Source organism: Lichenicoccus sp., assembly GCF_965277665.1.
Classification (GTDB): domain Bacteria; phylum Pseudomonadota; class Alphaproteobacteria; order Acetobacterales; family Acetobacteraceae; genus Lichenicoccus.
Genome location: NZ_OZ255835.1, coordinates 3,426,813 through 3,452,334 on the forward strand (window position 1 = coordinate 3,426,813; position 25,522 = coordinate 3,452,334).

General features: G+C 68.3%; 23 protein-coding genes. 9 read left to right on the plus strand and 14 right to left on the minus strand.

Annotated elements, in window-relative coordinates; translation table 11 throughout:
- Nucleotides 1-14: 14 nt before the first annotated feature.
- Both ACQY4O_RS16055 and ACQY4O_RS16060 read right to left on the minus strand, forming a co-directional pair.
- Nucleotides 15-1,643 carry a 4Fe-4S dicluster domain-containing protein gene (locus ACQY4O_RS16055; RefSeq protein ID WP_428378223.1) on the minus strand — a complete coding sequence of 543 codons (1,629 nt, stop codon included), beginning with the start codon at nt 1,641-1,643 and terminating at the stop codon, nt 15-17.
- Between the two features lie 151 nt (nt 1,644-1,794).
- Nucleotides 1,795-2,262: a nucleoside deaminase gene (locus tag ACQY4O_RS16060; protein WP_428377348.1), complete on the minus strand. Its 468-nt coding sequence runs from the start codon at nt 2,260-2,262 to the stop codon at nt 1,795-1,797.
- 150 nt (nt 2,263-2,412) lie between these two features.
- On the opposite strand from ACQY4O_RS16060, the gene ACQY4O_RS16065 reads away from it, so the two are divergent.
- Nucleotides 2,413-3,357 carry an oxidoreductase gene (locus ACQY4O_RS16065; RefSeq protein ID WP_428377349.1) on the plus strand — a complete coding sequence of 315 codons (945 nt, stop codon included), beginning with the start codon at nt 2,413-2,415 and terminating at the stop codon, nt 3,355-3,357.
- On the opposite strand, the gene ACQY4O_RS16070 is transcribed toward ACQY4O_RS16065, so the two are convergent.
- The 9 genes from ACQY4O_RS16070 to ACQY4O_RS16110 all read right to left on the minus strand — a co-directional run bounded on the left by ACQY4O_RS16070 (nt 3,341) and on the right by ACQY4O_RS16110 (nt 14,653).
- Nucleotides 3,341-5,182, minus strand: a complete 1,842-nt coding sequence (locus ACQY4O_RS16070; protein ID WP_428377350.1) for a cation:proton antiporter — start codon at nt 5,180-5,182, stop codon at nt 3,341-3,343. The two genes, ACQY4O_RS16065 and ACQY4O_RS16070, sit on opposite strands and share 17 nt — an antisense overlap.
- 24 nt (nt 5,183-5,206) lie before the next feature.
- Nucleotides 5,207-5,905 carry a tRNA (guanine(46)-N(7))-methyltransferase TrmB gene (trmB, locus tag ACQY4O_RS16075; RefSeq protein WP_428377351.1) on the minus strand — a complete coding sequence of 233 codons (699 nt, stop codon included), beginning with the start codon at nt 5,903-5,905 and terminating at the stop codon, nt 5,207-5,209.
- Entirely contained in the window at nt 5,902-7,086 is a 1,185-nt protein-coding gene (gene metK / locus ACQY4O_RS16080) for a methionine adenosyltransferase (RefSeq protein ID WP_428377352.1), read from the minus strand. The genes trmB and metK overlap by 4 nt, the downstream gene beginning before the upstream one ends.
- Nucleotides 7,087-7,210: 124 nt before the next feature.
- Nucleotides 7,211-7,984, minus strand: a complete 774-nt coding sequence (gene dapB, locus ACQY4O_RS16085) for a 4-hydroxy-tetrahydrodipicolinate reductase (protein WP_428377353.1) — start codon at nt 7,982-7,984, stop codon at nt 7,211-7,213.
- Nucleotides 7,985-8,472: 488 nt separating this feature from the next.
- Nucleotides 8,473-9,528, minus strand: a complete 1,056-nt coding sequence (locus tag ACQY4O_RS16090) for an IS110 family transposase (protein ID WP_428374762.1) — start codon at nt 9,526-9,528, stop codon at nt 8,473-8,475.
- A 237-nt stretch (nt 9,529-9,765) separates the two neighbouring features.
- Nucleotides 9,766-10,902, minus strand: coding sequence for a molecular chaperone DnaJ (dnaJ, locus tag ACQY4O_RS16095; RefSeq protein WP_428377354.1), 1,137 nt, complete (start codon nt 10,900-10,902; stop codon nt 9,766-9,768).
- A gap of 156 nt (nt 10,903-11,058) precedes the next feature.
- Nucleotides 11,059-13,008 (minus strand): molecular chaperone DnaK, encoded by a 1,950-nt coding sequence (gene dnaK / locus ACQY4O_RS16100; protein WP_428377355.1) that lies wholly within the window; start codon nt 13,006-13,008, stop codon nt 11,059-11,061.
- 161 nt (nt 13,009-13,169) lie between these two features.
- Nucleotides 13,170-13,841, minus strand: coding sequence for a nucleotide exchange factor GrpE (locus ACQY4O_RS16105; protein ID WP_428377356.1), 672 nt, complete (start codon nt 13,839-13,841; stop codon nt 13,170-13,172).
- Between the two features lie 92 nt (nt 13,842-13,933).
- Nucleotides 13,934-14,653, minus strand: coding sequence for a HugZ family protein (locus ACQY4O_RS16110; RefSeq protein ID WP_428377357.1), 720 nt, complete (start codon nt 14,651-14,653; stop codon nt 13,934-13,936).
- A gap of 83 nt (nt 14,654-14,736) precedes the next feature.
- Here ACQY4O_RS16110 and ACQY4O_RS16115 point away from each other — a divergent pair, with 83 nt between their 5' ends.
- The 5 genes from ACQY4O_RS16115 to ACQY4O_RS16135 all read left to right on the plus strand — a co-directional run bounded on the left by ACQY4O_RS16115 (nt 14,737) and on the right by ACQY4O_RS16135 (nt 22,096).
- A complete protein-coding gene (locus ACQY4O_RS16115; RefSeq protein WP_428377358.1) occupies nt 14,737-15,438 on the plus strand; it encodes a response regulator transcription factor in 702 nt (233 codons plus the stop codon).
- A gap of 287 nt (nt 15,439-15,725) precedes the next feature.
- Nucleotides 15,726-17,513, plus strand: coding sequence for an ATP-binding protein (locus ACQY4O_RS16120; RefSeq protein ID WP_428378224.1), 1,788 nt, complete (start codon nt 15,726-15,728; stop codon nt 17,511-17,513).
- Nucleotides 17,514-17,570: 57 nt separating this feature from the next.
- On the plus strand, nt 17,571-18,833 hold the full coding sequence (locus ACQY4O_RS16125) for an AI-2E family transporter (RefSeq protein WP_428377359.1): 1,263 nt from the start codon (nt 17,571-17,573) through the stop codon (nt 18,831-18,833).
- Nucleotides 18,834-18,872: 39 nt separating this feature from the next.
- Complete coding sequence (locus ACQY4O_RS16130; protein ID WP_428377360.1) at nt 18,873-20,951, plus strand: DUF6311 domain-containing protein; 2,079 nt, start codon at nt 18,873-18,875, stop codon at nt 20,949-20,951.
- A gap of 23 nt (nt 20,952-20,974) precedes the next feature.
- A complete protein-coding gene (locus tag ACQY4O_RS16135; RefSeq protein WP_428377361.1) occupies nt 20,975-22,096 on the plus strand; it encodes a Gfo/Idh/MocA family protein in 1,122 nt (373 codons plus the stop codon).
- 19 nt (nt 22,097-22,115) lie between these two features.
- On the opposite strand, the gene ACQY4O_RS16140 is transcribed toward ACQY4O_RS16135, so the two are convergent.
- The gene (locus tag ACQY4O_RS16140; protein WP_428377362.1) at nt 22,116-22,709 is read right to left on the minus strand and encodes a cytochrome b; all 594 of its coding nucleotides are present in this window, start codon (nt 22,707-22,709) and stop codon (nt 22,116-22,118) included.
- Between the two features lie 27 nt (nt 22,710-22,736).
- Here ACQY4O_RS16140 and ACQY4O_RS16145 point away from each other — a divergent pair, with 27 nt between their 5' ends.
- The 3 genes from ACQY4O_RS16145 to ACQY4O_RS16155 are packed head-to-tail and all read left to right on the plus strand — an operon-like array spanning nt 22,737 to nt 23,930.
- Nucleotides 22,737-23,333, plus strand: coding sequence for a hypothetical protein (locus tag ACQY4O_RS16145; protein ID WP_428377363.1), 597 nt, complete (start codon nt 22,737-22,739; stop codon nt 23,331-23,333).
- The gene (locus tag ACQY4O_RS16150) at nt 23,330-23,692 is read left to right on the plus strand and encodes a hypothetical protein (protein ID WP_428377364.1); all 363 of its coding nucleotides are present in this window, start codon (nt 23,330-23,332) and stop codon (nt 23,690-23,692) included. The genes ACQY4O_RS16145 and ACQY4O_RS16150 overlap by 4 nt, the downstream gene beginning before the upstream one ends.
- Nucleotides 23,693-23,744: 52 nt before the next feature.
- Complete coding sequence (locus tag ACQY4O_RS16155) at nt 23,745-23,930, plus strand: hypothetical protein (RefSeq protein WP_428377365.1); 186 nt, start codon at nt 23,745-23,747, stop codon at nt 23,928-23,930.
- A gap of 17 nt (nt 23,931-23,947) precedes the next feature.
- Here the strand turns inward: ACQY4O_RS16155 and rpiA are convergent, their stop codons facing one another.
- Complete coding sequence (rpiA, locus tag ACQY4O_RS16160) at nt 23,948-24,664, minus strand: ribose-5-phosphate isomerase RpiA (RefSeq protein ID WP_428377366.1); 717 nt, start codon at nt 24,662-24,664, stop codon at nt 23,948-23,950.
- A 16-nt stretch (nt 24,665-24,680) separates the two neighbouring features.
- On the minus strand, nt 24,681-25,514 hold the full coding sequence (locus ACQY4O_RS16165; RefSeq protein WP_428377367.1) for a MurR/RpiR family transcriptional regulator: 834 nt from the start codon (nt 25,512-25,514) through the stop codon (nt 24,681-24,683).
- Nucleotides 25,515-25,522: the final 8 nt, after the last annotated feature.

The window sequence follows — 25,522 nt, forward strand, 5'->3', positions numbered from 1 at the left end:
CTTTCGGGAAGTTTCTACATGCCGCCGGGATAGTTCGGGCCGCCGCCGCCTTCGGGCGCCGCCCAGTCGATGTTCTGCGTCGGGTCCTTGATGTCGCAGGTCTTGCAGTGCACGCAGTTCTGCGCGTTGATCTGCAGACGCGGGCCCGAAGCGCTGCCGGCCTCGGTATCCTCCGCCTCGAACACGGCCGCCGGGCAGTACCGGCTTTCGGGCGAGCGGTAGCGCTCCCAGTTCACGCTCTGCCAGCGTGCCGGATCGCGCAGCCTGAGATGGACCGGCTGGTTTTCCTCGTGAGTGGTGTTGGACAGATAGACCGAGGACAGCCGGTCGAAGGTCAGCGTGTTGTCCGGCTTCGGATACGCGATCGGCGGCGACGCCGAGGCGTCGTCGAGCACCTGGTTGTCGGCGTGCCGGTGCCGCAGCGTCCACGGCGCGCGGCCGCGCAGCACCATCGCATCGAAGCCGGAATACAGCGCGCCGCCCAGCGTGCCGAGGTGCGCGAATGACGGCCGCACGTTGCGGACGTCGCGCAGTTCGGTCCACAGCCACGAGGCCCGCACCCGCTTCGTATAGGAGCGCGGCTCGGCCGGCCGGCCCTTCGCGAGCGCATCGGCCACCGCCTCGGCCGCCAGCATGCCGGACTTCATCGCCGTGTGCGTGCCCTTGATCTTGGGCACGTTGAGGAAGCCGGCGCTGTCGCCGAGCAGCGCGCCGCCCGGGAAACTGAGCCGCGGCACCGATTGCAGCCCGCCCTCGGACAGTGCGCGCGCGCCATACGAGAGCCGCTTGCCGCCCTCGAGATGCTGCCGCACCGACGGGTGCGTCTTCAGGCGCTGCATCTCGTCGAACGGCGACAGCCAGGTGTTGGCATAGTCGAGCCCGACCACGAAGCCATACGACACCAGGTTCTCGCCGAAATGATACAGCCACGAGCCGCCATAGGTGGCGCGGTCCAGCGGCCAGCCGAAGCTGTGCTGCACCAGGCCCGGTCTGTGCCTGGCGGCCGGGATTTCCCAGAGCTCCTTGATCCCGAGCCCGTAGGTCTGCGGATCGACGCCCTCCCGCAGGCCGAACCGCGCCATCAGCTGCTTGGCGAGCGAGCCGCGGCAGCCTTCGCCGAACAGGGTATAGCTGGCGCGCAGCTCCATCCCCGGTGCGTGGTTCGGGCCGGGCTCGCCGTCGCGGGTGATGCCCATGTCCCCGGTGGCGACACCGACGATGCGGCCGTCCTCCTCGAGCAGTTCGGCGGCCGCGAAACCCGGATAGATCTCCACGCCGAGTTCCTCGGCCTGCCTGCCGAGCCAGCGACAGACCTCGCCGAGGCTCACGATGTAGTTGCCGTGGTTGTTCATGTGCGGCATCACCGTGCCGAGCATCGGCACCCGGTACGAGCCGGTCGCGGTGAGGTACAGCATCTGGTCCTCGGTCGCCGGCGTGTGCAGCGGCGCTCCGCGCTCGCGCCAGTCCGGGATCAGCTCGTCCAGCGCGCGGGGCTCGATCACCGCGCCGGACAGGATGTGCGCGCCGACCTCGGAGCCCTTCTCGACCACGCAGACGGTGGCGTCCGGCGCCAGTTGTTTCAGCCGGATCGCGGCCGCCAGTCCTGCCGGACCGGCCCCCACCACCACGACATCGAACGCCATCGCTTCCCGCTCGGACACAGCCAGAACTCTCCCTCGCTCCAGCCGCATTCAGGGCTGGAGTGCAGACATGGTCATCTCTTCGGCACGATATAGCCGGTTCCGGCCTTGCCTCAAATCGCGCCCGCCCGCATCCAGCCAACGGCCTCGCGCATCAGACGTTCGCCTGCTCGTCGCGCGGTGGCGCATCGCCCGGCTTGTAGTAGAAGGCTGCGCATTCCTCCGCCAGCACGCCACCGGTTGTCGACATGTCGCGGCGGAAGGCGTCGTGCAGGATGTCCACCACATCGAGATGGCGATCCTCGAAATACATCCGGTGCACGTCCTGGCGGGAGGCGCCGTAAACGATATGCGCGATGCTGCACCAGATGCTCGCCATGCTGCACATGCCGCAGGGCTGCAGCGTCGAGTAGAGGGTGGCGCCGCGCAGATCGTCGCGGCCCAGGCTCTCGCAGGCGCGCCGGATGGCGACGATCTCGGCATGGGCGGTCGGATCGTGCCGCAGCCCGACCTCGTTATGCGCCTCGCCGACGATGCGCCCGTCCAGCACGATCACGCAGCCGATCGGGGAGCTGCCGGGCGCCGTCCGCGCTGCCTTCGCCAGCGCGATGGCTTGGCGCATATGGGCGATGCTGGTGTCATCATGATCCATAACGGTGCAGCGCCCGGGGTGCCGGGGGGTTCGGGCAACTGCCGCGGGGGCGCCGTGTTTGTGGCCCGACGGCGTTTGTGAGTGGGCAGCGTTTGTGAGCAGGCAGCAGGGGGCGGGAGCATGGCGCGCACGAGAGACGGCTGGACCCTGGGTGATGCACCAAGCCTGAACGGCAAGATTGCCATCGTCACCGGTGCGACCGGGGGGATCGGCTACGAGACGGCGCTCGGACTGGCCCGCCGCGGGGCCACCACCATCCTCGCTGCCCGCAATCCTTCGAAGGGCACCGAGGCGGTGGCACGCATCAAGCGCTCCCTGCCCGCTTCCGACGCGCGCTTCGAGATGATCGACCTCAACAGCCTGGCGTCGGTGGCGCGCTTCGCCGACGGCATCCTGGCGGCGCATCCCGCGGTCGACATCCTGGTCAACAATGCCGGCGTGATGGGCTTCCCCGAGCGTCTGCTGACCGAGGACGGCTTCGAGCGGCAGATCGGCGTGAACTACCTGTCGCACTTCGCCCTGACCGGACGGCTGCGCCACGCCCTGCAGAACGCCGCAGGCGGCGGCCGCGTCGCCAGCGTCGCGAGCCTCGCGCACCGGCGCGCGACCCTGGACCTCGGCGACCTGCAGTCCGAACGCAACTACAACCCGTTCCGTGCCTACGGCCGCAGCAAGCTGGCCATGCTGGTGTTCGCCATCGAGCTGCAGCGGCGTGCCCTGCAACATCACTGGAACCTGCTCAGCGTGGCGGCCCATCCCGGCTGGTCGCGCACCGACATCGTCTTCAACGGGCCCGGCCAGGGCGCCCCGGGGCTGAAGGAGAAGCTGATGGCCTTTAGCTTCAACACCCTGGCGCAGAGTGCCCGCGACGGCGCGCTGCCGTCGCTGTTCGCCGCCATCGCATCCGATGCCAGGGGCGGCGGCTACTATGGCCCGACCGGCCTCGGCGAGACCCGTGGCCCGGTCGGCGCTTCGGTCATCATGCCGCAGGCAGCCGATCCCGTCATTGCCTCGCGCCTGTGGACGCTCTCCGAGCAACTGACCGGCGTCAGCTTCGAGACGTGACGGTCTGCTCCGGCCTCGGGCCGGTGGCACCCGGCCGCGGGGATTGCGGCAGCGTATCACCCTGCAGAAGCCCGCTGAGCTCGGCGCTGATCTGCTTGCTGCCCTGGATCAGTCGCTTCTCGTCATCGAAATACGCCAGGCTCTCGTACAGGGTGCGCTCGTCGGCCTCCTGGAAGCGGGCGACAAGCTCGCGCGAGACGGCCCGGTCGTAGCCCAGGCCGTCCAGTACCTGTTCGGTCAGGCGCAGGCTCGAATGGAAGGTCTCGCGCACCAGCCCGTGCACCCCGAGCTGCATCAGCAGGTGGGCATGCCGCCGGTTGCGGACGCGGGCCAGGATGCGCAGGTCGGGGAAGTTGCGTCGGGCGATCTCCACCACGCGCACACTCTCCTCGGGATCGGCCAGCGCCACCACCAGCAGCTTCGCGGTCTCGGCGCCGGCCGCGCGCAGCAGGTCCGGCCGCGAGGGATTGCCGTAATAGACCTTGGTGCCGAACCTGCGGAGGATCTCGATCTGGTCCTGGTCCTGGTCCAGCGCGGTGAAGCGGATGCCCTGGGTGCGCAGGACACGGCCGACGATCTGGCCCACCCGGCCGACGCCGCAGATGATCACCGGCGCGTCCTGGCCGTCGATCTCGTCATAGACCGGCGCCGCCGCTCGGCCCAGGCGCGGGATCAGCAGCCGCTCCGACAGGCTGAACAACACCGGGGTCGCGGCCATCGACAGCGCGATCACCAGCGTCGCGATCTCGGACTGCGCCGGCGCCAGCACCCCGGCCCCGATCGCGGCTGCAAACAGCACGAAGCTGAACTCGCTGCCCTGCGGCAGCGCGGCGGCGAAACGCGCCGCCTCCTTGGCCGGCTGCCCAGCGATCCGGCCGAGTGCGAATACCACGAGGGCCTTGACGGCGATCAGGCCGATGCTGCCGAGCAGGATGGTGACCGGTGCGGTGACCAGCAGGCCGAGGCGCGCCGACATGCCAACCGAGAGAAAGAAGAAGCCGAGCAGGACGCCCTCGAACGGCTCGATATCGGCCTGGATCTCGTGCCGCCAGGTCGAGTTCGACAGCAGCACGCCGGCCAGGAAGGCGCCGAGCGACATCGACAGCCCGACCAGGCTGGCGATCCAGGCGGTGCCGAGCACGGTCAGCAGCGCCATGGCGGTGAACACGTCCGGCGACCGCGCCCCGCCGATCAGCCGGAACAAGGCCGGAACCAGGTAGCGGCCACCGACCAGGATCACGGCGATCGCCGCCGCGCCGAGCGATACGCTCTGCCAGGGGATGGCATGGCTGAGCGCGGTGTTGCCGGCGGCCAGCAGCGGCACCAGGGCGACCAGCGGGATGAAGGCGACGTCCTGCAGCAGCAGCACGGCAAAGGCATCCCGCCCGGCCCGGCCTCCGAGCAGCTCGCGCTCGCCCAGCATCGGCAGCACGATGGCGGTCGAGGACAGCGCGAGTCCGACCGCAAGGACGGTCGGGCCGGCCCAGCCGCCGGTATGCAGGCCGAGCCCGGGCAGCCAGACCATCAGCAAGGCCAGCACGACGCTGGTTGCGACCACCTGCGCCGAGCCGAGCCCGAACACCGCGCGACGCATCACCCAGAGCCGCCGCGGTCGCAATTCCAGCCCTATCAGGAACAGCAGCATGACCACGCCGAGCTGCGAGACGCTGGCGATCTGGCCTGGGCTGCGTATCAGGCCGAGGCCGACCGGTCCGATCACAGCACCCCCGACCAGGTTGCCGAGCACGGCGCCGAAGCCCAGCCGGCGCGAGATCGGCACCATCACCACGCTCGCAAGCAACAGGGCAACGAGCGTTTGCAGCATCTTGCGGCAGCCTCCCGACGTTGATCAGCCGGCCCGGATGAAGCTCCAGTACAACGGCCTCCGTCCCGCAGCCAGCGCCTTGGCCTCGTAGCGGGTCGGCGGCCAGCCATCCGGACGCACAAAAGCAGGCGCCTTGCCGGTGAACAGCGACTGCTCGCGCATCACCTCGTCAACCCAGCTTTGGTAGGTCGGATCGTCGCTGGCGATCCGCCACTCGCCGCCGGGACGCAGCTTGGTCGCGACCAGCGAAATTGTCTGCGGGTGCACGAACCGGCGCTTGGCGTGGCGCGACTTCGGCCAGGGGTCGGGGAACAGCAGGAACATGCGGTCGAGGCAGCCTTCCGGCAGCGCCTGCAGCAGCGTGCGCGCGTCGTCATCCCACAGCCGCAGCAGGTCCGGCAGCGGCGCGGTCGCCTCCTCGCCGTCCGGCACCAGGCGCGTCAGCAGCGAGCACAGCCCGTTCTCGAACACCTCGCAGGCGAGCAGTCCGATGTCGGGATGCGCCGCATGCTGGGCCAGCGTGTGCTCGCCGCCGCCGAAGCCGACTTCCAGCCACAGCGCCGATGGCGGTCGTCCGAAGGCCGCAGCCGGGTCGGCGGCCAGCTCCGGCTTGAAGCGCAGGCGTGGCAGCGTCTCGTCGAGGAGCTTCTGCTGCCTGGGCCGCAGCGGATGACTGCGCTGGCGGCCGTACAGGCGGCCGGGCGGCGGCTTGGCCGCAATCAATGCCCGAAGGCGTCGCCCAGCGTCGCGGCGAGGTCGGTCTGCTCCCACGTGAAGTCGTCCCTGGCAGCATCCGGGGTCCGTCCGAAATGGCCATAGGCGGCGCTCGGCGCATAGATCGGCCGGTTCAGGCGCAGGTGGCGACGGATACCGCGCGGGGTGAGGTCCATCACCTGGCGCAACACCGCCTCGAGCTTGGCCTCCTCGACGTCATGTCCGGTGCCGTGCAGATCGACATAGACCGACAGCGGATGCGAGACGCCGATCGCGTACGAGATCTGCAGCGTGCAGCTGTCGGCGAGACCGGCGGCGACGATGTTCTTGGCGAGGTATCGGCAGGCATAGGCCGCCGACCGATCGACCTTGGTCGGATCCTTGCCGCTGAACGCGCCGCCGCCGTGCGGCGCCGCACCGCCATAGGTGTCGACGATGATCTTGCGTCCGGTCAGTCCGGCATCGCCGTCCGGGCCGCCGATCACGAAGATGCCGGTCGGGTTGGTGTAGAACCCGGCATCCGGGCACATCCAGCCCTCGGGCAGCACGTCGCGCACGATGGCGGTGAGTTCCTCGCGTATCTCGGCCTGGGTCAGGCTCTCCTCGTGCTGAGTCGAGATCACCACGCTGGTCGCGCCGACCGGCTTGCCGTCGAGGTAGCGCAGCGTGACCTGGCTCTTGGCATCCGGCAGCAGGCCGCGCGCGCGCGCATCGCCGGCTTTGCGCAGGGTGTTGATGCGGGCAAGGATGCCGTGCGCGTAGTGCAGCGGCGCCGGCATCAGCGACGGCGTCTCGCGTGTCGCGAAGCCGAACATGATGCCCTGGTCGCCGGCGCCCTCATCCTTGTTGCCGGCGCTGTCGACGCCGACCGCGATGTCGGCGGACTGCTCGTGCAGGTAGTTGTGGAACTCGGCGTGACGCCAGGAGAAGCCCTTCTGGTCATAGCCGATGTCGCGCACCGCCTCGCGCACCGCATGTTCCAGCGTCTCGTTGACACCCTCGGGCCCGCGCACTTCACCGGCGAGAATGATCCGGTTGGTGGTGACCATGGTTTCGCAGGCGACACGAGCCTCGGGATCGGCCGCAAGGTAGGCGTCGAGCACCGTGTCGCTGATCCGGTCCGCCACCTTGTCCGGATGTCCTTCGGACACGGATTCCGAGGTGAACAGGAACTCGCCCTTGTCGCGCATGGTATGCCTCTCGCCGCGTAAGACCCCGCCGCGACGGGAGTAACGTTCCGGCGACGTTTGGGCGCCGGAGATTTGGCGGAATTGGCCGGTGCGGTCAAGGACGGCAGCCGCAGCCCGGTGTGCCTCAGCGCAGGCCGAGAACGTCCCGCATGCTGTACAGGCCCGGTGGCCGGCCGTGGGCCCAGTGGGCCGCCCGGATCGCGCCGGCTGCGAATGTACGTCGATCGAAGGCGCGATGCGTCAGGCCGATCTGCTCGTCAGATGCGGTGAACAGCACCGTATGCTCGCCGACCACCTGGCCGCCGCGCAGCGAGGCAAAGCCGATCGCGCCGGTCGCCCTCGCACTGGTCACGCCGTCACGCCCGCTGTCGCGAACGGCCGCGAGCGTGGTACCGCGCGCGGCGGCGACCGCGTTGCCGATCGCAAGCGCGGTGCCCGACGGTGCGTCCAGCTTCTGACGATGATGCATGTCGACGATCTCGGCGTCGTAGTCCTCGGGCGGCAGCGCCGCCGCCAGGCGGGCAGCGAGGTCGAGCACCAGCGTCACGCCGGGCGAGAAGTTGGCGGCCTGCACCACGGGCACGTGTCGCGCTGCCTGCACCACCCCGAGCTGGGCCGCCTCGGACAATCCGGTGGTGCCGAGCACCCACGCCGCCCGATGCCGAGAGATGGCGTTTGAGTGCGCCGTCACGGCTGCAGCCACGGTGAAATCGACGACCACGTCCGAGACGGCGGCGAGTTCTTCGAGGCTGTGGAACAACGTGATGTCCGGCGCTGGTGCCTGGCGCCCGGCACCGGGACGGTCGAAACCACCGGTGAGCTGGTCGCCGCGCTGCCGGATTGCCTCGATGAGCACGCTGCCGACCCGACCATTGATCCCGGCAACGCCGATGCGCATCACTCAGCCGGAGCCCGCAAAGGCGGCGGCGCGACCGCATCGGCCGCGCCGCCTGTATTTGCCCGAGGTGCGGGTGGGGGGGGGGACGTCACCGCGGACAACTCATTAACTACGACCTCCTCCGAGTGGTTTCAACATCACTGTCAAGCAGAAACTGGTTGTCACGCACTTGCTACAATTGTGACGTGGCCGTCATGCCACAGCTGGATAGCTTAGAGCCTTGTGTGGACGGCTCCCTTGACGCAAGGGCAATTTGACTTCGGCGCCGCGGTCGGGTGCGGTCATGTGTCCGGCCTGTTTGCGCGGCCCATGACCGCTGGCCTTGATGCAGTTCGCGGCCTGGCTCCCAATCAGTTTCGCGCGCTCGGAGGCGCAAGACTCTAAACGGGTTCTGCCAAGCCCCGGGTTCGACCGGTTTGCCATCACGTCGTTGCTGCCCTCACACCCTGCCAGCCGCGGCGTTGGCCGGCAGGGATCCTGTTACGCCGTCAAACCACGGCCGGTGTAGCTGCTGCCGGCGTGCAATAGCTTCCGCCCCGGGCCAGCAGCGCCCAAACGATGCGCGCCGTTTTGTTAGCCTGCGCCACGGATGCGAGCCGTGCCGGGCGACGCTCCAGCACACCCTTCAGCCAGGCCACCTCCGGTGTGCTCTTGGTTCGGGCGTGGCGGATTACCGCCGTTGCACCGAGCACAAGCAACCGCCGCAGGGTTCGATCGCCCTGCTTGGAAATGCCGCCTTGGCGTTGCTTGCCGCCACTGCTGTTCTGCTTGGGCACCAGCCCGATCCAGGCGGCAAACTGACGGGCGGAGTGGAACTGGGTGGGATCGGTGACGGTGGCCACGATGGCGGAAGCGGTGATCGGCCCCACGCCGGGAATGGTCGCAAGCCGGCGGCTGACCTCGTTGTCTTTGTGCCAGGCCAGGATTGCCGCCTCGATTTCCTTTACCCGGATGCCCACTGCTTCCAACTCCGCGGCCAGCCCACGCAGGGCGTGGCGGGCCAGCGTCGGCACGCTCGCCGTGTTCTCCCCCATGAGCACGGCGACCAGGTCCGCCACGCGGCTGATCCCTTGGGGAGCGATCACGCCGAGCTCGGCCATATGCCCGCGCAACGCGTTCACCAGCATGGTTCGCTGCCGCACCAGCAGCTCGCGCGTCCGGTGCAGCATCAGCACGGCCTGTTGTTCGGCCGATTTGACCGGCACGAAACGCATGGTCGGCCGGGTGACGGCCTCGCAGATTGCTTCCGCGTCGGCTGCGTCCGTCTTGCCGCGCTTGACGTAGGGCTTGACGTAGCTTGGGGGCTTGACGTAGCTCGCCGGCATCAGCCGCACCTCGTGGCCCAGCGCCTTGATCTCCCGTGCCCAATAATGCGCCGTGCCGCACGCCTCGATGCCGACCAGGCACGGCTTCAGGCTCTTGAAGAACGCCAGCACTTCCGCCCGCTGTAGCTTGCGGCGCAGCACCGCCTGGCCGGACGCGTCAACGCCGTGTGCCTGGAACACGCGCTTGGCGATGTCCAGACCGATCGTGGTAATCTCCATGGTGGACGGCTCCTTTTGCCCGTTGCCTCAACAGCTACGAGCCTGGCACATCGATGCCGCACAGGAGCCGTCCACCGCATCAGTTTGCAAACGCCTGATGCTGGATGATAGCGGGCTGCAAGCCCGCGCCCGTCGTGGCTTTCCGAGCACCGGAGCGGAGCGGCCGTCTGGCCGTGAGCCGCGGAGCACAGAAAAGGTGCGTCGGATCGCCAGCAACAGGGGTTTGCAAACAAGCTCTCAGACCTTGCCCTCGAAGAAGTCGCGCACCTTGGCGAAGAAGCCGTCGCTCTCCGGACTCGACCGCGCATGGGCCGCCGCCTCGCCCTCCAGCTCCTCCAGCAACTCGCGCTGCCGCTTGTTGATATGCTGCGGCGTCTCCACCGCGACCTGGATATACATGTCGCCCCGGGCTGCGGAGCGGAGCACCGAGAAGCCCTTGCCACGCAGGCGGAACTGCTCGCCGGTCTGGGTCCCGGCGGGGATCTTCACCCGGGTCCGGCTGCCATCGATGACCGGAACCTCCACCTCCGCTCCGAGCGCCGCCTGGGTCATGCGCAGCGGCACCCGGCAGAAGATGTTGGCGCCGTCGCGCTGGAAAATCTCGTGCGGGCGCACGCCGACATGCACATAGAGATCGCCGGCCGGGATGCCGGCGCCGCCGGCCTCGCCCTCGCCGGACAGCCTGATGCGGGTGCCATCCTCGACGCCGCCCGGGATCTGCACGTTCAGGCTGCGCTCGCGCTCGACGGTGCCCGCACCCTGGCAGACCTTGCAGGGGTTGCGCACCACGCGGCCATTGCCGCCGCAGGTCGGGCAGGCCCGCTCGACCAGGAAGAAGCCCTGCTGCGCCCGCACCTTGCCGGCGCCGTGGCAGGTCGGGCAGGTCTCGGCCGCGCGGTCCTTGTTCTCCGAGCCGGTGCCGGCGCAGGCCTCGCAGGCGATCCGGGTCGGCACCCGCAGCGGCACCTTCGACCCGGTGAAGGCGTCGGTCAGGTTGATCTCGACCTGGGCGCGAATGTCGGCGCCGGCACGCTGGCGGCCTCCGCCGCGGCGTCCGCCCATCATGTCGCCGAACACCTGGTCGAAGATGTCGCCGAGGCCGCCACCGCCGAAATCGAAGCCGCCGGCCGCCGCCCCCGCGCCGCCACCCTCGAAGGCGGCATGCCCGAAGCGGTCGTAGGCGGCCCGCTTCTGGTCGTCCTTGAGGATGTCGTAGGCCTCGTTCAGCTCCTTGAAGCGACCTTCGGCGGCCCTGTCGCCCGGATTGCGGTCCGGGTGATACTTCATGGCGAGCTTGCGGTAGGCCTTCTTCAGCGTGTCCGCGGAAGCGTCCCGGGCGACTTCCAGGGTCGCGTAGTAATCCTGCTTCGCCATCCTGTCCTCATCGGCGCAACACGCCTCCCGTCAAGGGACTGCGTGGTCGTCATGACAAAGCGGCGCCCGCCTTCTCACGAAGCACGGGCGCCTCCGCCTGGATCATGTCCGGACCGCTTCTGGCAGGCCCGGACGTCTCGCGTGGTCTGATCCGGTTCAGGCGGACTTCTTCTTGTCGTCCACATCCTCGAAGTCGGCATCGACCACCTTTTCGCCGGACGGCCCGGTGGACGGCCCCGCCGAACCCGGACCCGTGGCACCTGGTCCCGCAGCACTGGGACCCGTGGCACCCGCGCTGGCCTGCTCCTGCTTGTAGAGGCCTTCGCCGATCTTCATTGCCACCTGGCCGAGCTTCTCCGAGGCAGCCTTGACCGCCGCCACGTCGCTGCCGGCGATCGCCGATTTGACTGCCGCAATCGCCGCCTCGGCCTCGCTGCGGTCGGCGGCCGCGACCTTGTCGCCGCTCTCCGAGAGTGTCCGCTCGGTCTGGTGCACCAGGCCCTCGGCCTGGTTGCGTGCCTCGACACCCTCGCGCTTGGCCTTGTCGGCTTCCGCGTTCGCCTCCGCCTCGCGCACCATGCGCTCGATGTCCTTGTCGGAAAGGCCGCCCGAGGCCTGGATGCGTATCTGCTGCTCCTTGCCCGACGCCTTGTCCTTCGCCGACACCGAGACGATGCCGTTGGCGTCGATGTCGAACGTCACCTCGATCTGCGGCACGCCGCGCGGCGCCGGCGGAATGCCCATCAGGTCGAACTGGCCGAGCATCTTGTTGTCGGCCGCCATCTCGCGCTCGCCCTGGCTGACCTTGATGGTCACCGCGTTCTGGCTGTCCTCGGCGGTCGAGAAGGTCTGGCTCTTCTTGGTCGGGATCGTGGTGTTGCGGTCGATCAGGCGGGTGAACACGCCGCCGAGTGTCTCGATGCCGAGCGAGAGCGGCGTCACGTCGAGTAGCAGCACATCCTTGACGTCGCCCTTGAGCACCGCGCCCTGGATCGCGGCGCCGATCGCCACCACCTCGTCCGGGTTCACGTTGCGGGCCGGCTCACGCCCGAAGAACTGCTTCACCGTCTCGATGACTTTCGGCATGCGGGTCATGCCGCCGACCAGGATCACCTCCTCGATCTCGCCGGCCGAAACCGACGCATCCTTCAGCGCCGCGCGGCACGGGCCGAGCGTCCGCTGGATCAGGTCGTCGACCAGGCTTTCGAGCTTGGCCCGGCTCAGCTTCAGCACCAGATGCTTCGGCCCGGTGGCGTCGGCGGTGATGAAGGGCAGGTTGATCTCGGTCTCCTTGGAGGAGGAGAGCTCGATCTTGGCCTTCTCGGCAGCTTCCTTGAGGCGCTGCAAGGCAAGCTTGTCGCGCTTGAGGTCGATGCCCTGCTCGCGCTTGAACTCGTCCGCCAGGTAATCGATGATCCGGGCATCGAAGTCCTCGCCGCCCAGGAAGGTGTCGCCGTTGGTCGACTTCACCTCGATCACGCCGTCGCTGATCTCCAGCACCGACACGTCGAAGGTGCCGCCGCCGAGATCGTACACCGCCACCGTGCCGCCGTTCTTGCGGTCCATGCCGTAGGCGAGTGCCGCCGCGGTCGGCTCGTTGATGATGCGCAGCACGTCGAGGCCGGCGATGCGGCCGGCATCCTTGGTCGCCTGGCGCTGGGCGTCGTTAAAGTAGGCCGGGACGGTGATGACGGCCTGCGTCACCGGCTCGCCGAGATAGGTCTCGGCGGTCTCCTTCATCTTGCCGAGCACGAAGGCGCTGATCTGGCTCGGCGCATATTTCTGGCCTCTCGCCTCGACCCAGGCATCGCCGTTCTCGCCCTTGACGATGGCATACGGCACCAGCCCGCGATCCTTCTCGACGGTCGGATCCTCGAAGCGACGCCCGATCAGGCGCTTGACGGCATACAGGGTGTTGGTCGGGTTGGTGACCGCCTGGCGCTTGGCGGACTGGCCGACGAGGCGCTCGTTGTTCTCGGTGAAGGCGACCATGGAGGGGGTGGTGCGGGCACCCTCGCTGTTCTCGATCACCCGGTTGTCGTCGCCTTCGCGGATCGATACGCAGGAATTGGTGGTGCCGAGATCGATGCCGATAACCTTGCTCATGCAAACTCTCCTTTTCAGCAGCCGGATCCGGCCCGAAGCACCGGAAACGGCCCAATGGATGTCATTTGATGTATTCAGGGCCATCGTTGCCGACAAGCCCTCGGGGTCCGCCCAAATGCACAAAATGCGGGCAGAGCCTTAACAGGGGTAAAGTGACGGGCCTAGACGGTCTTGTCGAGGCTTTCCGTCGCTCCCGTAGCACCGGCATGCGCCTTGGCCGCAGCGCCGGCATGCGCGCGGGCCGCGTCATCCCCGGTCGCCTTCGCGACCACCACCATGGCGGGCTTCAGCAGGCGCCCGTTCAGGGTCCAGGCCGAGGTCCAGGCCTGCAGCACGGTGCCGGGCGGATGATCCGCACTCGGCTGCTCCGCCATCGCCTGGTGCAGGTTGGCGTCGAACAGCGCGCCGGTCGGGTCGGTGCCGGTGATGCCGTTGCGCTCCAGGATACCGAGGAACGACCGCTCGACGCTCTCGAAGCCTTCGCGCAGCTTGCTGGTCAGCGGGTTGTCGTTCTCCGACGCGGGCGGCAGGCTGGCGAGACCGCGCCGCAGGTTCTCCGCCACCTCGACCACGTCGCGCGCGAATTTCTGCACCGCATACTGGCGCGCGTCATCGACGTCGCGCCGCGAGCGGGTGCGTACGTTCTGGATCTCGGCTTCGGAGCGCAGCCACTTGTCCCGCATCTCCTCGAGGCCGGCTTCTAGCTCGCGTATGCGCGCCGTCGCGGCCTGCATCACCGTCTCCGAACCGGCGGCCGGAGTTGGGTCCTCCTGCAGGTCCGCGGGCACGGCATTGGCGCTGGAGGTTGGTTCGGCGTCGTGCGGGTCGGGCATGTGTGCTGACATGGATTCCATATCGTCGTGCTTCATAGGGTCCACGTAGGTGAGGCGCCGAGCGTGGACAAGCGATAAAGCCGCGCGGCTGCTCAGCCCGCCCTTGTGGCGCCGTCCTTCGATAAGATGTCATCCAAGGCCGCAAGTGCCGCATCGGGCGAGGCGATCGGTTGATCGAAGGCGATCCGCTGCGTGACAGCCGTGCCGTCCGGATCGGGGCTGGGCGCCGGGCCGGTATCGTAGCCGTCGGCGTCGATGGCGACGATCTCCGCCTCCGGCCAGCGCGCCCGCGCCGTCTGCAGCAGCGGGGCCTCCTGCTCCGCGAGGTCGATGTCCGGCTGCACCATCCGGCCATCGAGCGCGTGCGTCCGCCCGAAGCCGGCCACCATGTGGATCGCCTGCGGGCGCAGCCGCCACAGGGTGAAATCGCCGAACCCGGCATAGAGCGCGCCATAGGGATGGATGCGCACCCACCGGTCGCGCAGCAGGCTGCCGTGCGGATCGTCCGGCGGCACCGGTTCGGCGGTCCCGGTGACGGTGAGGCGCGGGATCGTCTGCGGGTTGGCGGCCCCGGAACTGCCCGCCATCTCGGAACTGCCCGCCACCAGGAGCGCACAACGCGGGTCGGACCGCAGGTGCCTCGCATGGCGCGACAGGCCCGACACCAGCATCAGCAGGTCGAGCCCGCAGGAGGTCGCGGGCGTGACCAGGCTCGCGAACGGCGCGCCGTCGGCGAGTGTCGCCAGGCTCGCCGAGCGGCTGGAGCGCAGGATGTCGCGTGCGAGCCGAACCGTGCCGGCGTCCGATTTCATTTATTTCCCTCCGGCTACCGGCTAAGGATGCCGCCTTCCACCCGGCCGGCTAACGTCATCCAGGAGATACACGATTGGACGCGATGAAGCAGACGATCGCCCTCGTCGACGATGATCGCAACATCCTGACCTCGGTTTCGATGACGCTGGAGGCCGAGGGCTACCAGGTCCGCACCTACACCGACGGCGAGAGCGCGCTGCAGGGCCTGATCGCCAAGCCGGTGGACCTCGCCGTGCTCGACATCAAGATGCCGCGCATGGACGGGATGGAGCTGCTGCAGCGCCTGCGCAGCCGGTCGCAGCTGCCGGTGATCTTCCTGACCAGCAAGGACGAGGAGGTGGACCAGCTCATGGGCCTGCGCCTCGGCGCGGACGACTACATCACCAAGCCGTTCTCGCAGCGCCTGCTGCTCGAGCGCATCCGGGCACTGCTCAGGCGCAACGATGCGACCCGCGGCGACCCGTCGGGCGCGCCGCCGCCGAGCAGCGTGGTGCGCGGCGACCTGTCGCTCGACGAGACCCGGCACCAGTGCCTGTGGCGCGGCGCCGACATCCAGCTCACGGTGACCGAGTTCCTGCTGGTCAAGGCTCTGGCGGCGCGTCCCGGCCTGGTGAAGTCGCGCGACCAGCTGATCGACGCGGCCTACGGCGAGAACATCTACGTCGACGACCGCACCATCGACAGCCACATCAAGCGCGTCCGCAAGAAGTTCCGGCAGATCGACGACAACTTCAACCAGATCGAGACGCTGTATGGCATCGGCTACCGCTACAAGGAAGAGTAGGGGCCCATCCGAGAATGCTACTACACTGGCAATCCGACGCGGCTTTCTGCGCTTCCGGTGCTCACGGCCAGAAAGGCCGCTCCGCTCCGGTTCTCGAATGCCACGACGGCCGTGCTGCGGTGCGACACTCTTGCTCAGCGTAGCGCATTTTCGGACGGGCCCCTAGCGCGGTGCCGGACACGCTTGCAACGCGGGAGGCAACACCTCCGGGCACGCCGTCTCCCGCCGTGGCCGCGAAACCGGGCGTTCCATCGCCGCGCCGCTCGCGCCGCTGGGTCTCCCCGCTCATGCGCCGGATCCTGCTGGTCAACGCCCTGCCGCTGGCGCTGCTGGTCGCGACCCTGCTCTACCTGAACCAGTTCCAGAACAGCCTGCTCGAGGCCGAGGTCACCGCGCTGCGCGAGCAGGCCCGGATCTATGCCGGCGCGCTCGGCCAGAGCGCGATCGGGCAGCGGGCAGCCGGCGCTCCCGCGACGCCGCATCCACGGGTGGCGCTGCCAAGGGTGGCGATGCACAGCCGCCCGCGCGTGCGCACGGGGGATGCTGCGCACCCGGCGAGCCATCCGGGGGGCGCCGACATCGACGACAACACCGTGCTGGTGCCGGAACTGGTCAGGCCGTTGCTGCTGCGCCTGACCGAGCCGAGCCCGAGCGCGCAGGCTCGCCTGTTCGCGCCCGACGGGCAGCAGATCGCCGACAGCCGCGCCGATCCCGAAGCCGCCGATCCCGAGACCCCCGATCCCAAGCCCCCCGATCCCAAGACCAAGGGGTCCGCCGCGGCCGCCGCGGGCCGGCCGGCCGCCAGCCGGGGCAGCAGCCGGGATTTCGGTGCCATCCTGCAGCGCGTGTATGACCGGCTGCTGAGCCTGCTGCCGGAGACCCGGTTGCGGGTCGCAACCCTCGGGGCCAATGCCGACCCGGATGCGCAGCCGCCCGATACCCCCGACAGCGCCACGGACGGCGACGAGCGCCAGCAACTGCTCATCGGCGACAGCGACCCGTCCGACACGCCGCCCTACATTCGCCGCACCGCCGATCACCGGCTGCTGGTGACGGTGGCCGAGCCGGTCATGCATGACGGCCATACCGTCGGCATCATCCAGCTCACCCGCGAGGCGCGCGACGTGGACCGGTCACTGTTCGCGGTGCGCTTCTCGATCCTGGTGCTGTTCTGCGTGGCGCTGGTGCTGACCGTCCTGCTGTCGTGGTACCTGTCGCTCACCATCGCGCGGCCGCTGCTGCTGCTCGCGGGCTCGGCGCATGTCATGCGCGAGGGCATCGGCCGCAGCGGCAGCGTGCCGCGTCGGCTGCTCAACCGGCGCGACGAGATCGGCGAGCTGGCGAAGGCGCTGGACGACAGCGCGCGGGCGCTGTGGGCGCGCATGGATGCGATCGAGCGGTTCGCGGCTGACGTCTCCCACGAGATCAAGAACCCGCTCTCCTCGATCCGTTCGGCGATCGAGACCCTGCTGCGCATCGAGGACCTCAACCAGCAGCGCCGGCTGCTGACCATCATCGGCGAGGATGTCCGGCGGCTGGATCGCCTGATCACCGACATCTCGGATGCGAGCCGGGTGGATGCGGAACTGTCGCGCGCCCGCGCCGAGCCGGTCGACGCGCTGCCGATCCTGGCGGCGCTGGTCGAGATCCACCAGGCCACGCGGGCCGAGGATGGACCCGTCATGGAAGTGCAGGCGGCAGTCCCGGTGGTGGTGCTGGCGGTCGAGGACCGGCTGGTCCAGGTGCTGCGCAACCTGATCGGCAATGCGGTCAGCTTCTCGCCGCCGGACGGGCGGATCATCCTCGCCACCGCCGAGGCAGGCGGGATGGTGGAGCTGTCGGTCAGCGACGAGGGGCCCGGCATCCCGCAAGCCCGGCTCGACAGCGTGTTCGACCGGTTCTATTCCGAGCGGCCGCCCGGCGAGCATTTCGGCCAGCATTCCGGGCTCGGGCTGTCGATCAGCCGGCAGATCGTCGAAGCGCTCAGGGGCCGGATCTCGGCGGAGAACCGGGTCGATGCCCAAGGCCGGGTGCTCGGCGCGCGTTTCGTGGTGCTGCTACCGAAACCGGCATGAAACTCGCAACGGGCGGCTGCACGGCGCGTTCGCCGCTCGGCACACGGGGTAGGCAGCATGTCGGATCAGACCATTGCGAATGATGCCGCCGCCGTTGCCGAGCGGGCTCGCGTACAGGCGCACGTGGATGCGGAACTGATACGGCAGTGGCTGGCCAAAGACGGCCAGGCCGGGCTTGTCGTCGAGGCGGCGCGCGCCCGCGCGCTCAGCACGCTTTCGGTCTGCCTGACGCTGCTGAGCGTGCTGGCGACCTTCTACACCCTGTATTTTGCCAGCGCGATCGTGCTGCCGTTCGTGCTGGCCGGGGTGTTCAACCTGCTGCTCAGCGGGCCGATGCGCCTACTCAACGGGCGCCTGCGGGTGCCCAAGCCACTGGCGGCACTGCTGCTGATCCTGGTGCTGTTCGGCATCGTCGGCGGCATCGGGGCTGCGATCTCGGTGCCGGCCACCGGCTGGATCAGCAAGGCACCGGAGAGCCTGCCGGCGCTGCAGGCCAAGCTCGCCTTCCTGCAGGGGCCGATCCAGGCGGCGCAGGACGGCATGAAGAAGCTGCAGGCGCTGATGGACCATACCGGCGGGCCGCAGGTGGCCGGCGCCCAGATCATCCAGGTGCAGTCCAGCAACAGCAGCGGCCTGACCAGCGTTGGCTCGTCGCTGCTGCTCGGCACGAGGTTCTTCCTCGGCCAGGTCTTCACCATGCTGCTGATGCTGTTCTTCCTGCTCTACGAGGGTGACAGCCTGCTGCGGCGCTTCGTGGAGATCATGCCGACCTGGGCCGACAAGCGCCGCACCGTGCAGATCGCCTCCGAGATCGAGCGCAACGTCTCGCTGTATCTCGCCACCATCACCGCGATGAACCTGCTGGTCGGCGTGGCCAACCTCGTCCAGTGCTGGCTGCTTGGCGTGCCCAACCCGCTGCTCTGGGGCGTGGTCGCGTTCCTGCTGAACTACATCCCGATCCTGGGGCCGCTGACCGGCGTGGTGATCTACTTCTTCGTCGGCCTGTTCGCCTTCCCCTCGGTGCTGCATGCGCTGCTGGCGCCTGCCGTCTATCTCGGCATCCACTTCCTGGAGGGCGAGACCATCACGCCGATGCTGCTGGCGCGACGCTTCACGCTGAACCCGGTGCTGGTGATGGCCTCGCTGATGTTCTGGGACTGGCTGTGGGGCATTCCCGGCGCCTTCCTCAGCGTGCCGCTGCTGGCGGTGTTCAAGATCGTCTGCGACCATGTCGACAGCCTGACCGCGATCGGCCACGTCGTCGGTGGCGCGCCGAGGGATCGGGGCACCATGAGCTGGCGGGCGCGCCTCTCATCCTGAGGAGCCTCTCATCCTGAGGAGCCTGGCATCCTGAGGAGTGTGGTCCCCGCCTATCTGACGGCGCTGCTGGTCGGGGTGGCAATCGTGCTGCTTGCGTTCCCGCACTGGGCCCTGACCGGCCGCCTGCCGCCGGGAGCGCCGCCGGAACCCGACTTCGCGCAGCACGCGATCGGCCAGATCTATTTTTTCGCGCAGCCGTGGGAGTTTTCGTTCCGGTCGCTGCGCACGCTGCTGGTAGCACGCGGTCTCGACGCCCCGCGCGGCGTCAACATCGCGCTGGCCGACAGCATTCCGCTGCTGACCATCCTCAGCAAGCTGCTCAGGCCGCTGCTGCCGCCATTCGAGCAGACCATCACGGTGTACCAGGCCGCCGCGTGGGTGATGCAGCCTATCGCCGGGGTGTTCGCGCTGCGCAGCACCGGCGAGCGGCGCTGGCTACCGGGACTGGCGGTCGCCCTGATGGCGGCGTCGATGCCGACCTTTCTCTTCAGACTCTGGCACGCCGCCCTCAGCGGCCACTGGATGCTGCTGGTGGCGCTCGGGCTGTATTTCCGGATCGTGCGCGGCAGCCGGGCCGCAACGGTGGCGGGGTGCGTGCTGCCGGTCGTCCTGCTGTTGATCCACCCCTACCTGATGCTGATGGCAAGCTGGGTGCTGCTCGCGGCACCACTCACCCTGCTGCTGCGGCACGATCCGCGCTGGCGTGGGCCGCTTGCGGCCTGGGCGGCGTCCAGCGCGCTGGTGCTGCTGGTCGGGCAGGTGCTCGGATACTGGGGCCAGGGCAGCGATGGCGGCTACGGCTTCTACTCGATGAACCTGGCCGGTCCGTTCTGGCCGACCCTCTCGGGCCTGTTCCCCGGTATCTCCTACACGCCGGCGGACGGCACCGGCGGTCAGGCGGAAGGCTACCAGTATCTCGGGCTCGGGCTGCTTGGCCTGATCGCGGTCTCGCTCGCCGGCTGCCGCCACTGGCCGCAGACTGTGCGCCGTCATCCCGGGCTGCTGATCGCCTGCGTGACGCTGGCCATGGTCGCCGTTACCAACTGGATCTTCTTCCTGCACACCAGGCTGCTGCACATCCCGTTCCCGTCGCTGCTGTTCGCGCAGCTGCGCGGCAGCGGGCGGCTGTTCTGGCCGGTCTCCTATGTGCTGCTGATCGGCTCGATCCTGGCGGTGCTGCGTCTGTTGCCACGGGCCGGCATTCTTCTGGTGCTGGCGGCAGCGCTGCTGCAGGTCGCGGATGCCGGCGAACTGCGCCGCGTCGATCACAACAGCCTGGCGGAGCCGGTGGCGTATCCGTTCGACCAGCCACGGCTGTCGGCGATCCTGCGTGCGCATGCAGCACTCACCGTGCTGCCGACCTTTCCCTGCAACGGCGGCGGCCTGGCACCGAACTTGGATGTGCTCTGGCTCGCGGCGCAGTCGCACCTGGCCATCGCCTCGATGTATTCGGCGCGGACGTCACGCCAGCAGGCCTGCGTTCCCGAAGCCGCCCTGCAGAGTCGACCGGCAGCGGGCGAGGTGCGCGTCGTCATGCCGGGCTTCGACAGGCTGGCGGCGGCCCTGCCCTACAGCCAGACGGATTGCCGCGTCCTGGCACCGTTCATCGTGTGCAGCAGGCGGTCGTCGCTGCTTGACGGGCTGCCGCCTGTCGATCTCCGCACGCTGCCGATGTCGAGGATCCTGCCGACGCGCGCGGGACAGGCAGGCGCCGACGCCCTGCTGTCGGGCTGGACCACGCCGGTCCCGGGCGCACCCGGCCTGTGGAGCAACGCGCCATCCGCGCTGCTGGGCGGCAGGCTGCAGCCGGAGCCCACGGGACCCGTGCGCATCCGTATCAGGGCGTTCGCCATGCCGACGCGGATCTGGCTCGGGCTGGCATCGCCCAGACGCGCGGTGTCGGTCTGGGCGGGGGAGCGCAAGATCGCCGACTGGTCGCTCGGCCGGAAGCCGGGCCAGTTCGAGGCCGTGGTTCCCGCCGACTGGATCCGGCAGCAGCACGCCGTCATCGTCGAGTTGCGCACGGGCCCGCTCGCCAGCATGCTCGATCTCGGGCACACACCGGACCCGCGACGTTTCGGGATCTGGCTGAGCTCGGTAGAGTTCGTGCCGGGGTAGAACAGGTCGGCGGCACCACGATTATGCAGAAGATCGGCATCGGCGTCATCGGCACCGGCTTCATGGGCCGCACCCATGCGCTGGCCTACCGGGCGGCAGCCGGCATCTTCCCGAACCTGCCGCAGCCGGTGCTGGAGGTCGTGGCCGATATCGACGGCGTGGCCGCCGAGCGCGCCCGGCAGCAGTTCGGCTTCGCACGAGCGACCACCGACTGGCGCGCGCTGGTGGCCGACGAGCGCGTGCAGATCGTGTCCATCACCACGCCGAACCTGCTGCACCGGGAGATGGCGCTGGCGGCGATCGCCGCCGGCAAGCATGTGCATTGCGAGAAGCCGCTGGCCCCCTCCGCCCGCGACGCGCGGGTCATGACCGAGGCGGCGGAGGCGGCGGGCGTTCGCACGCAGACCGGGTTCAACTACATCAAGAACCCGATCCTGAAGCTGGCGCGCGACATGATCGAGCAGGGCGAGCTCGGCGAGATCACCGGGTTTCGCGGCATCCATGCCGAGGGCTTCATGTCGGACCCGGCAATCCCGTACAGCTGGCGGCTCGATCCGGCCGGCGGCGGTGGCGCTGTCGCCGATATCGGCAGCCACATCATCGGCATGGCACGCTATCTGCTCGGGCCGATCGGCGCGGTGATGGCCGATCTCGACACGATGGTGCAGCAGCGCCCGGTGGCACTCGGGTCGAGCGAGATGCATGCGGTTGCGGTGGACGATGCGGCGCGCCTGCTGGTGCGCTTCGCGCGCGGCATGGCGGGCAGCATCGAGGCGAACTGGTCGGCGACCGGACGCTCGATGCAGCTCGCCTTCGAGATCAGCGGCAGTCGCGGCTCGATCGCCTTCAACCAGGAGCGCTTGAACGAGCTGCAGGTCTTCAAAGCGGGCGGCGAGGCGGGCCGGTCCGGCTTCACCCGGATCGAGGCGGGCCCGGCGCATTCGCCGTACAGCCTGTTCTGCATCGCCGGCGGCCACCAGCTTGGTTTCAACGACCTCAAGACGATCGAGGTCGCCGAATTCCTCGGGGCCATCCGCTCGGGCGAGCCGAACGGTCCGGATTTCCGCGAGGCCTGGGAAGTCCAGAAGATTATCGAGGCTGCCATACGCTCGTCGCGCGAGCGGCGCTGGCTCGATATTGGCTGAGCCGCGAGGAGGGTGAGGCTCAGACGGAATCGTGTTCCGTTGGCGGCAGCATCCGGCCGAGCACGGCGTCGCGCCTGACCGCAACGTGCCAGACGGTGGCGAGCAGATGCAGCACGATGAGCGCATAGACCGCCCACTGCCCGATGGCGACATGGACCCAATGCGCGTCTGACGAGACGGCCTTGTTGTGCGGCAGTCCGGGCAGCGGGAACAGGCCGAAGAACGTTACCGCATGACCGCCGGCGGCCGACATCACGTAGCCGCTGAACGGCATGCCGACGAGGATCAGGTAGAGCAGCCAGTGCGAGAGGCGGCCGGCTGCATGCTCCCAGGGCGCCAGGCTCGACGGCGACGGGGGCGCCGGATGGGCCGCACGCCATGCCAGGCGGACGGCGACGATCACCAGGATCGTCAGGCCGACCGACTTGTGCAGCATGTAGTAGGTTTCCCGCGAGGCCGCGTCCTTCGGCAGCGCCACCATCACCCAGGCGAGCGGGATCACGATGAACATCAGCAGGGCCGAGACCCAGTGCAGCGCCTGCGCGGTCGGGTTGTAGCGACGTCCGGTGGCTGCGACTGCGGCGACTGACAAGGGGGCGAGGTTCATGCTCATGGCGCGTTCCTGGAACAGGGCGCCAGGATGGCGCAAGACATCCGGAGGGACCAGACCGAAGTCGCCGGAGGCTTGAGACATAGTAACCTGAGCGGAACGTCGTCAACGGGAGCCACGCCGACGCCGCCTCTGCCGAACGACCAGAGTGCCAGAGCATCTGACGATCTGCTGCTGCAAGAGAATATTGAAGTTCTTGCTCGTATTGTCGCCTCCGAAGCTCGTGGCGAGAACGAGACTTCACAAAAAACGGTTGCCTGGACAGCTGTAAACCGCATGAAGAAGCACAGCTTTACCCAAGTATCCTCGGTTTTGGCCCATGGCAATTACTCCCACAGTTCCATGTCGACGCTCACAAGCCTTCAGCTCGCCGACGACATCCTCAGCGGCTGCGCTCTCGATATCAGCCAGGGCGCCACTCACTTCTACTCGCCGCGCGCTATGCCAAAAAGAGGGGACAGACCTTCTTCTAACGTCGACGTGCTCGGGGGGTTGGAAAGCGTTCCTGGCGTAGTAGGCAGGAATGGCCAGCCGGTGGAGAATTACCGTCCTGGCTGGGCAAAGAATGTCTCGCCCATTCGCATTCCCGGCATACAGGACAAAGACTTCAAGTTCTTTCGACTATGAATAAAGCTCTCGTTCTTCTCTACGCAGCGGTCTGTTATGGCGGCACCACTGGACCGATGGCGGCCGCGGCTCCAGTACACGAGTGGAACCCGGATGACACTCTACCGACGAGTGAAGACGTGGCCTCGGCAGCTGCTCGTGCACGCTCGACGCACTGCGAGAGCCCAGCCTGCAAAGCCATTATTTTAATCAATGAGCTGGTCGACATTGAAAAATTCCAGGACGGCGACGCCAATGGCGTTGCCAGTCTCTTTCTTGGGAAACGTCCGCATATTGCGGGGCGCCGCCTGGACCAGGTCTTGCTCACGCGTCCCGCTCTGTGCGACGGGTGCGAAGCTGATCTCGAGGTTCCGGGTTGATGGCCCTGGTGTATATGAATGGTGGGTTCCTATCCAGCTCCTGATTCACAGCGTGGACATAGACCTGCGTGATCACGGACATTGCGCGCGGGATCTTCTGGCGGCGTTGCCCAAGGAACCTGCCAATGATGTGATCCGCCGCAATGCGAGCAGCCTGTGCGCCAATGGTGATGAAAATCACCATCGGCCAAAAGCAGCCTGCGATGCTCTGATGCGAGGTCTCAAGCCTGAGCCGTGATTGAATCGGGGCCCCTTTCACCGCAGCCGGATTACCTCACCGCTGCCGTCGGCGTGGCCGATGACCATCTCGTCGGCGATGCCCACGAACAACCCGTGTTCGGCCACGCCGGGGATTTCGTTGAAGCGCGGCGCGAGGCGGTCGGGATCGGTGATGCGCTGTAGGTGACAGTCGAGAATATAGTGCCCGCTATCGGTGCGGATCGGCTCCTCGGCACCACCGCGGAGTGCGATGCGCAAATCCCTGTAGCCGAACTCGGTGAACAGTTTTCGTAGCTCGCGTTCGGTGCTGCGCCAGCCGAAGCGGATCACCTCGACCGGCACCGGGAACGCGCCGAGCGTGTCCACGACCTTCTTGTCATCCACCACCGCGACCATGCGCTTAGAGGCTCGCGCGACCATCTTCTCCCACAGCAGGCAGGCGCCGCCGCCCTTGATCATCCGGCCGGCATGGTCGATCTCGTCGGCGCCGTCGATGGTGAAATCGAGCTCGGTGATGTCGTTGAGGTCGAGCAGCGGCACGCCGACTTCCAGCGCGAGATCGCGGGTTGCGGTCGAGGTCGGCACGCCGGCGATGTCGAAGCCCTGCTTCACCTTCTCGCCCAGGGCGCGCACGAACCAGTGCGACGTGGTGCCGGAGCCGAGGCCGATCCGCATGCCGTCCTGCAGGTAGGTCTCGATCGCGCGGCGCCCGGCGGCGAGCTTGGCGTGGTCCTGGGGCTGTTCCGGCTGCATGGTGAACTCTCCCTGTTCAGTCGACGAATTTCTCGGTGAGCCACGGCTCCAGCGCCGCGAGGTTGTCCGGCATGGCGCGGCCTTGCTTCAGACCGATGGCGACCACCAGCATGTTGACCACCAGGAAATGGTTTATCCGCGCGGTGAGCGGCGTGTACAGCTCGCTATCCTCGTAGCGCGGCAGGCCGATCACCACGTCGCACAGCCGCGCGAGCCGCGAGCCGGGCGCGGTCAGCGCGATCGTCGCGGTGCCGTGGGCGTGCGCGGCGGCGGCGGCGGCAACAAGGGTGCGCGTCGCGCCCGAGTGCGAGAAGAACATCACCGCCTCATCAGGCCGCAGCGTCGGCGCGATCAGCGTCTGCCGGTGCGCGTCGAGCACCAGACGGCAATGCACCCCGAGCCGGAACAGCTTGTGCTCGGCGTCGAAGGCGACGGTCTCGGACAGCCCGAGGGCGAACAAGAAACTGTTCTTGGCGGCCAGCAGGCGGTCGGCAGCGGCCTCGATCGCGGCCGGGTCGAGATCCTCGCCGAAGCGCCGGATCGCGTTGATCGAGTTCTCCAGCAGCTTGGTGGCGGACGCGGCGACGCTGTCGCTGCCGGTGATCGCCTGGTGGGTGAAGGGCGGTTTCGGCGCCAGGCCCTGGGCCAGCCGGACCTTGAAGTCGGGATAGCCGGTGCAGCCGAAGCGGCGGCAGAACCTGACGATGGTCGGGTCGCTGACCGAGGCGAAGCCCTTGAGGTCGGTCATGCTCATGGTGATGACGTCCTCGGGGCGCGTCAGCACGATCTCGGCCAGCCGCATCTCGGCATTGCTCAGGCCGTCGCGCGCCTGGGCGACCAGCGTCAGCATGTGGCCCA

Bases quoted from the DNA above. Each gene is read 5' to 3' on its own strand.
- rpiA (WP_428377366.1), bottom strand. From the start codon at position 24,664: ATGCAGCCGGAACAGCCCCAGGACCACGCCAAGCTCGCCGCCGGGCGC.
- dapB (WP_428377353.1), bottom strand. From the start codon at position 7,984: ATGCGCATCGGCGTTGCCGGGATCAATGGTCGGGTCGGCAGCGTGCTC.
- ACQY4O_RS16115 (WP_428377358.1), top strand. From the start codon at position 14,737: ATGAAGCAGACGATCGCCCTCGTCGACGATGATCGCAACATCCTGACC.
- dnaK (WP_428377355.1), bottom strand. From the start codon at position 13,008: ATGAGCAAGGTTATCGGCATCGATCTCGGCACCACCAATTCCTGCGTA.
- ACQY4O_RS16125 (WP_428377359.1), top strand. From the start codon at position 17,571: ATGTCGGATCAGACCATTGCGAATGATGCCGCCGCCGTTGCCGAGCGG.
- ACQY4O_RS16145 (WP_428377363.1), top strand. From the start codon at position 22,737: ATGGCGCAAGACATCCGGAGGGACCAGACCGAAGTCGCCGGAGGCTTG.
- ACQY4O_RS16120 (WP_428378224.1), top strand. From the start codon at position 15,726: ATGCGCCGGATCCTGCTGGTCAACGCCCTGCCGCTGGCGCTGCTGGTC.
- ACQY4O_RS16165 (WP_428377367.1), bottom strand. From the start codon at position 25,514: ATGCTGACGCTGGTCGCCCAGGCGCGCGACGGCCTGAGCAATGCCGAG.
- metK (WP_428377352.1), bottom strand. From the start codon at position 7,086: ATGCGCGACAAGGGCGAGTTCCTGTTCACCTCGGAATCCGTGTCCGAA.
- ACQY4O_RS16150 (WP_428377364.1), top strand. From the start codon at position 23,330: ATGAATAAAGCTCTCGTTCTTCTCTACGCAGCGGTCTGTTATGGCGGC.
- ACQY4O_RS16065 (WP_428377349.1), top strand. From the start codon at position 2,413: ATGGCGCGCACGAGAGACGGCTGGACCCTGGGTGATGCACCAAGCCTG.
- ACQY4O_RS16110 (WP_428377357.1), bottom strand. From the start codon at position 14,653: ATGAAATCGGACGCCGGCACGGTTCGGCTCGCACGCGACATCCTGCGC.
- ACQY4O_RS16140 (WP_428377362.1), bottom strand. From the start codon at position 22,709: ATGAGCATGAACCTCGCCCCCTTGTCAGTCGCCGCAGTCGCAGCCACC.
- ACQY4O_RS16070 (WP_428377350.1), bottom strand. From the start codon at position 5,182: ATGCTGCAAACGCTCGTTGCCCTGTTGCTTGCGAGCGTGGTGATGGTG.
- ACQY4O_RS16090 (WP_428374762.1), bottom strand. From the start codon at position 9,528: ATGGAGATTACCACGATCGGTCTGGACATCGCCAAGCGCGTGTTCCAG.
- ACQY4O_RS16105 (WP_428377356.1), bottom strand. From the start codon at position 13,841: ATGCCCGACCCGCACGACGCCGAACCAACCTCCAGCGCCAATGCCGTG.
- ACQY4O_RS16055 (WP_428378223.1), bottom strand. From the start codon at position 1,643: ATGGCGTTCGATGTCGTGGTGGTGGGGGCCGGTCCGGCAGGACTGGCG.
- dnaJ (WP_428377354.1), bottom strand. From the start codon at position 10,902: ATGGCGAAGCAGGATTACTACGCGACCCTGGAAGTCGCCCGGGACGCT.
- ACQY4O_RS16060 (WP_428377348.1), bottom strand. From the start codon at position 2,262: ATGCGCCAAGCCATCGCGCTGGCGAAGGCAGCGCGGACGGCGCCCGGC.
- ACQY4O_RS16135 (WP_428377361.1), top strand. From the start codon at position 20,975: ATGCAGAAGATCGGCATCGGCGTCATCGGCACCGGCTTCATGGGCCGC.